Source organism: uncultured Desulfovibrio sp., assembly GCF_949282365.1.
In the GTDB taxonomy this organism is placed as follows: domain Bacteria; phylum Desulfobacterota; class Desulfovibrionia; order Desulfovibrionales; family Desulfovibrionaceae; genus Desulfovibrio.
Map to the genome: position 1 here is coordinate 1 of NZ_CASDOY010000076.1, position 5,229 is coordinate 5,229.

Genomic DNA, 5,229 nt, shown 5'->3' on the forward strand with positions numbered 1-5,229 from the left:
CGAACGCCGTCCCGGCCACGGCAGCGCCCGGCCGCAGCGGCCCCTGCGCAACCGCAAGCCCCGCCCCGGCGGCAGGCTGCAGCCCCGCCCCCGGCCCGCGGACACGGACAATGACGAACCCTCGGCAGAAGACCGCCAGCTGACGGCCTGAGCCCGGCAGCGCCCCTGCCGCCACCCCAAAAACGCAAGGAGACGCCCATGATCCGCCGCAAGGAAGACCACATCCGTTTCGACAAGCAGATCGCCGGAGGCCCCGGCCTGGTCCATGCCACCCAGCTCCTCAACGAAGGCGAATTCCACGACAAGGGCCGCCTGTTCAACATCGTGCGCCTGGGTCCCGGCGAAGCCGTGGGCCGTCACCAGCATGTGGGCGACATGGAAGTCTACCACATCCTCAAGGGCCGGTGCCGCTATGACGACAACGGCACCGAGGTCATGCTCCAGGCCGGCGACACCGCCATCTGTCCCGACGGGGAATGGCACGCCGCCCATAACGACGGCCCCGACGACATGGAGATGGTCTGCCTGATCCTGTTCACCAGATAAGACGGCCTGCCCTGAGGCATGCCACGGAATACGGAAAAGCCACCCGCAAGGGTGGCTTTTCCGTAGGCGCGCCGGAATGCGATATCAGGGATCGGGCAGAAGTGTTCCCCGGCTTTCCCGTACGCGCGCGGGCGCAAGTGGCTTATAGAAAAGGGGAGCGACGGCGCGCGCGGGCGCAAGTTCTTCGAGTGCGCCTGCGAGTTCGCGCCACAGGGCTTTCCCATTGGCGCTCACGGACCGGAAGCCTGCCAAGGCTCTCCCGCAGACATGCCGAAGACGCGGGCATCGCCTGCCGGAAGAAGGCAGCCCTGCCGGCAGTCCCTGCCGCCGCCCGCGCCCTGCCCTCAGCCCCGGCCGTTGCCGGGCCCCCTGGAGGATGACCATGAAGACCCTGTGCTGCGCCCTGCTGCTGGGCCTGCTCCTGTGCGCCTGCGACGCTTCGCGCCCGGTGACGCCCTTCCGCTACGACAACGGCGACGACTATGTCCGGGAAGGCCTGTACCGCATCGTGGACGACAGGGGGCGCATGGGCTATGCGGACGCCAGCGGCCGGGTGGTGATCGGGCCCCGCTTCGCCTTCGCCTTCCCCTTCGAAGGCGGGAAGGCCCGGGTCACGGATACGGGCGAACGCCGGGAGGTCCCGGGCTCCCGCGGCGAGCACTGGTACTGGGAAAGCGATGCCTGGTATCTTATAGACAAAACGGGCCGCAGGACGGACTAGGGCGTGCCAACACCCGCCGCAGCTTTTTGGGCCCCCTCATCTCCGCTGCCGATGCCCGCAGCTTCCGTCATTGCGACGGGACGAAGCCGTCGCCGAGGGAAACGCGCAGCCCGCGCGGCAAGGCCGCAACGCGGGAGCGTTGGTGTCCTCCGTCCTCACGCCGTCAGCCGCGCGCTCTCCTTTCCGGCAGGATCTCCTCCTTTCCGGTGGCCCTCCTCCCCTCCGGCAAGGCCACGTCCGCCTGCGCCGCGCTTCCTTTCCTCCACACGGGCCTGCCCGCCACGATCAGGCAAAAAACTGCGACTATCGTGGCTGGTCTGCGCCGCCTGAGCTGCTACCATGCGGGCATAGCCTTTCAGGAGGAACCATGCGCACCATACCCATCTTTCTGCTGCTGTCCCTGCTGCTCGCGGCCGCTCCCGCCGCTGCCGGGCAGGACGGCGGCCAGACCATCATCCGCAACGGCGAACAGGCCAGCGTCAAGGGCACGTCCGCCTGCTTCACCGGCCAGGTCCGCATCGACCGGCTCTATGCGGCCAACCATGCCATGCGCTCCAGCGGCGGCAGCGTGACCTTTGAACCGGGGGCGCGCTCCCACTGGCACGTCCATCCCGTGGGCCAGGTCCTGATCGTCACCGCCGGTCTCGGCCTCACCCAGGAGTGGGGCAAGCCCGTGCAGGTCATCAGGCCGGGCGACGTGGTCATCTGCCCCGTGGGCGTCAAGCACTGGCATGGCGCGGCACCGCACAGCGCCATGACCCATATCTCCATCTGTGAGGAAACGGAGCCCGGCAAGGTCGTGCAATGGCTGGAACCGGTCAGCGACGCCCAGTACGACGCCCGCTGAGACGGGGACGCCGCCCCCTTGCCACGGCACGCGGCCCGCACAGGACGCGCCCTGCCCGCAAATGCGGCGGTCCCGGTGATGCCCGGGCGCTGCACCCCTCCGGCCCGCGCCCGGCCGTGGGCGCAACGGCCTGCCGTCAGGCTGGCCAGATGCCCGACCAGATCCAGACCGATCACCAGGCCGGCCGCCAGACAGCCTGCCCGGACGCAGCCCTGTCACCGGACAGGCTCCAGACAGGCCAGCGGACACATGGCGGGGCCGTCCCCCCTGGCCGCAGCCATCCCGCGCCGCGCCCGCAACGCGCATCTTCTCCGGTATCCGGGAGCAGCGCGGCGCCAACCGTCCACATCCCTTCAGGAGTGCATCATGTCTACCATCCCTCGCTCTTTTTCCCTGCCCCGCACGGCGGCCCTGACCTGCCTGGCCGTGCTGGCCATGCTGTTCCTGTCCCTGGACGACGCCCCGGGCGCAGCCGCGGCCGCCTCCCCGGGCAAGGCCGCTCCGGCAGCCACAGGCGCGCCGGCCCCCGGGGCCGGCCCCGCGCCGCTGGCCGTCACGGACCCCGATCTGGCGGCCATGCGCGACCGGCTCGTGCAGGAGGAGATCCCGGCGCAGATCGCCCTGGACGCCCGGCAGCGCCGGCTCATCGTGCTGGTGTCCCTCACGGCCTGCCAGACCCTGGACGGTCTGGAAGCGCAGACGGCGGCCGCCCTGGACGCGGGCGTCACGCCCGTGGAGATCAAGGAGGCCCTCTACCAGTGCGCGCCCTATATCGGCTTCCCCCGCACCGAGGCCGCCCTGGTCCATGTCAACAGGGCCCTCGCGACGCGCGGCATCCCGCTGCCCGTGCCCAGCCAGCGCACCGTCAGCGACGCCACGCGCCACGAGCAGGGCCTGAAGGTGCAGAAGTCCATCTTCGGCAGCGCCATCGACGCCATGCGGGCCTCGGCCCCGCCCCGGCAGCGCCCCATCCTGCGGGATCACCTCTCCGCCTTCTGTTTCGGCGACCTCTATACCCGCACGGGCCTGGACCTGAAGACGCGCGAGCTGCTGACCTTCTGCATCATCGCCTCCCTCGGCGGCTGCGACAGCCAGGTCCGTTCCCATGTGCAGGGCAACGCGGCCGTGGGCAACGCCAAGGACGTGCTGGTGGACGCCCTGACCCTCTGCCTGCCCTATATCGGCTTCCCCCGCACGCTGAACGCCCTGGCCTGCGTCAACGCCGTGCTTCCCGAACCCGCACAGAACAACTGAGCCCAAGGCCACAGGAGGACACCATGCGCCAGAACACTCCCCATCCTTCTCCCACTCTGCCCGGCCGTCCGTCGCGCCGGGGCTTCCTGCAGGGCGTGGCCGCCGGCACCGTGGGCCTCGCGGCCGCCCGTCTGCTCTCCTCCCTGCCCGTACAGGCCGCCGACCGGCAGGATAACGGCGTGCTGATCCTCTTTTTCTCGCACTCCGGCCATACCCGGCAGCTGGCCGGGATGATCCATGACCTCGTGGGCGGCAGGCTGGTGGAGATCAGCCCCGCCACCCCCTATCCCGGGGATTACGACAGCGTGGTGGACATGGCCCGGCAGGAGCAGCGCCGCAAGGCCCGGCCGGAGCTGGCCGGTCCCCTGCCCGATCTGACGGGCTGCGGGACGGTGTTCATCGGTTTCCCCAACTGGTGGGACACCATGCCCATGATCCTGTTCACCCTGCTGGAAAAGCTCGACCTGGGCAACAGGATCGTCATCCCCTTCTGCACCCACGGGGGGAGCCGCTTCGGCCGCAGCATCGACGATCTGGCGCGCCTCTGCCCGCAAGCCCGCATCCTCAAGGGCTTCGAGGTGCGCGGCACCCGGGTGGCCGGGGCCGGACAGGCCGTGGACGCCTGGCTGCGCGGGCTCGGCCTGCCCCCGGACGGCGGGAGCGGAGCGGCGGCGAAGTAGGCAGGGCCATGCCCATACGACATGCAGGCGTGGGCGCGTGCACGAAAGCGCACGTCACGCGGCAAGCAACACGGTGAGGCCCGCAAGAAAAAGGAACGTGACCAGACAAAAAAGGACGACGGGAGCGTGCGCCGGGCCTGTGACGGCCGTGCGCGGCGCTCTCCGCCGTCCTCCTCTCGTATGCCGTCCGGCCGTCGCCTGTTCAGGGCGGACCCGTCATCACGGCGGTGTTGCTGGAGAGCATCCCAAACAAGATGCTGAAAGAAAAGTATGTTAGGAATGGAGACTCCCGTCCTCATCCGCCTGGAAATCGGGCGGAGCGCGGGGAAGATGGGGGACGTTGAGGAGGAAGAAAACCCTTTTTGCCGCAAGCAGCAAAGGGCGGCCCGCAGGGCCGTGCCCGTTGCGACGGAGGAAGCTGCGGGCATCGACTTTGGAGCGAAGCATACATGAGCGAACATTTGAGGTGCCCGTTGCGACGGAGGAAGCTGCGGGCATCGACAGCAACGCGCGACCGGACGGCGGCCCGCAGGGCCGTGCCCGTTGCGACGAAGGAAGCTGCAGGCATCGACAGCAACGCGCGACCGAACGGCGGCCCGCAGGGCCGTGCCTGTTGCGACGAAGGAAGCTACGGGCATCGACAGCAACGCAACGGGCTTTCTTCTCCCTCAAAACAAAACGCAGTCCCGAGCCTAGCGGCGGCCGTCCCCGCTCTCCTGTCCGGCCTCGGGCAGCAGGCGGGTCTCCAGTGTGGCGTCCACCGGCACCTCGCGGCTGTAAAGGATCTTGTCCATGCGCACGGTGCCCGCGCCCGCCCCGCGCATGGTGCGGATGTGGCGCACTTCGGCATAAAGGATGCGCGCCCGGGCCGCGTCCTTCTGCCAGCTCTTGCAGGCCGCCAGCGCCCCGGCCTGGTCCAGGGTGCGCTCAGGCACCTCCTGCCCGGCATGGGCGCGGCGGATGATGACGTGCGAGCCCGGCCCGCCGTCGGCATGCAGCCAGATGTCGTGGGCCGCGGCCAGCTTGCGGGCGGCGATGTTGCCCCTGGCGTCACGGCCGCGCAGCAGGGCGAAGCCGTCGTCGCTGACGAAGAGCTGCACATTGCGCGGCAGGGCCGCCCCGCGCAGGGCCCCCAGCGCCACCGTGGCCCGGTCGGGCCTGCCCGCCTCCCCGGCGGCGGG

6 protein-coding genes are annotated in these 5,229 nt (G+C 69.9%); 5 read left to right on the forward strand and 1 reads right to left on the reverse strand.

What is annotated here, in order from left to right:
* Positions 1–198 precede the first annotated feature (198 nt).
* The 5 genes from Q1X76_RS09825 (at position 199) to Q1X76_RS09845 (ending at position 4,048) form a co-directional block, all read left to right on the forward strand.
* Positions 199–546, forward strand: coding sequence for a cupin domain-containing protein (locus tag Q1X76_RS09825; RefSeq protein WP_300719686.1), 348 nt, complete (start codon positions 199–201; stop codon positions 544–546).
* Between the two features lie 382 nt (positions 547–928).
* The gene (locus Q1X76_RS09830; RefSeq protein WP_300719688.1) at positions 929–1,267 is read left to right on the forward strand and encodes a WG repeat-containing protein; all 339 of its coding nucleotides are present in this window, start codon (positions 929–931) and stop codon (positions 1,265–1,267) included.
* Positions 1,268–1,634: 367 nt separating this feature from the next.
* Positions 1,635–2,114, forward strand: a complete 480-nt coding sequence (locus Q1X76_RS09835; protein ID WP_300719690.1) for a cupin domain-containing protein — start codon at positions 1,635–1,637, stop codon at positions 2,112–2,114.
* A 366-nt stretch (positions 2,115–2,480) separates the two neighbouring features.
* Positions 2,481–3,368: a carboxymuconolactone decarboxylase family protein gene (locus Q1X76_RS09840; protein ID WP_300719692.1), complete on the forward strand. Its 888-nt coding sequence runs from the start codon at positions 2,481–2,483 to the stop codon at positions 3,366–3,368.
* A gap of 23 nt (positions 3,369–3,391) precedes the next feature.
* A complete protein-coding gene (locus tag Q1X76_RS09845; RefSeq protein ID WP_300719694.1) occupies positions 3,392–4,048 on the forward strand; it encodes a flavodoxin in 657 nt (218 codons plus the stop codon).
* 692 nt (positions 4,049–4,740) lie between these two features.
* On the opposite strand, the gene Q1X76_RS09850 is transcribed toward Q1X76_RS09845, so the two are convergent.
* Positions 4,741–5,229, reverse strand: a 489-nt coding sequence (locus Q1X76_RS09850) for an NFACT RNA binding domain-containing protein (protein WP_300719696.1), incomplete at its 5' end; no start/stop codon positions are given.

What these genes read in the sequence shown, in the direction of transcription:
- Q1X76_RS09825 (WP_300719686.1), top strand. Translation starts at nt 199, where the DNA reads ATGATCCGCCGCAAGGAAGACCACATCCGTTTCGACAAGCAGATCGCC.
- Q1X76_RS09835 (WP_300719690.1), top strand. Translation starts at nt 1,635, where the DNA reads ATGCGCACCATACCCATCTTTCTGCTGCTGTCCCTGCTGCTCGCGGCC.
- Q1X76_RS09845 (WP_300719694.1), top strand. Translation starts at nt 3,392, where the DNA reads ATGCGCCAGAACACTCCCCATCCTTCTCCCACTCTGCCCGGCCGTCCG.
- Q1X76_RS09840 (WP_300719692.1), top strand. Translation starts at nt 2,481, where the DNA reads ATGTCTACCATCCCTCGCTCTTTTTCCCTGCCCCGCACGGCGGCCCTG.
- Q1X76_RS09830 (WP_300719688.1), top strand. Translation starts at nt 929, where the DNA reads ATGAAGACCCTGTGCTGCGCCCTGCTGCTGGGCCTGCTCCTGTGCGCC.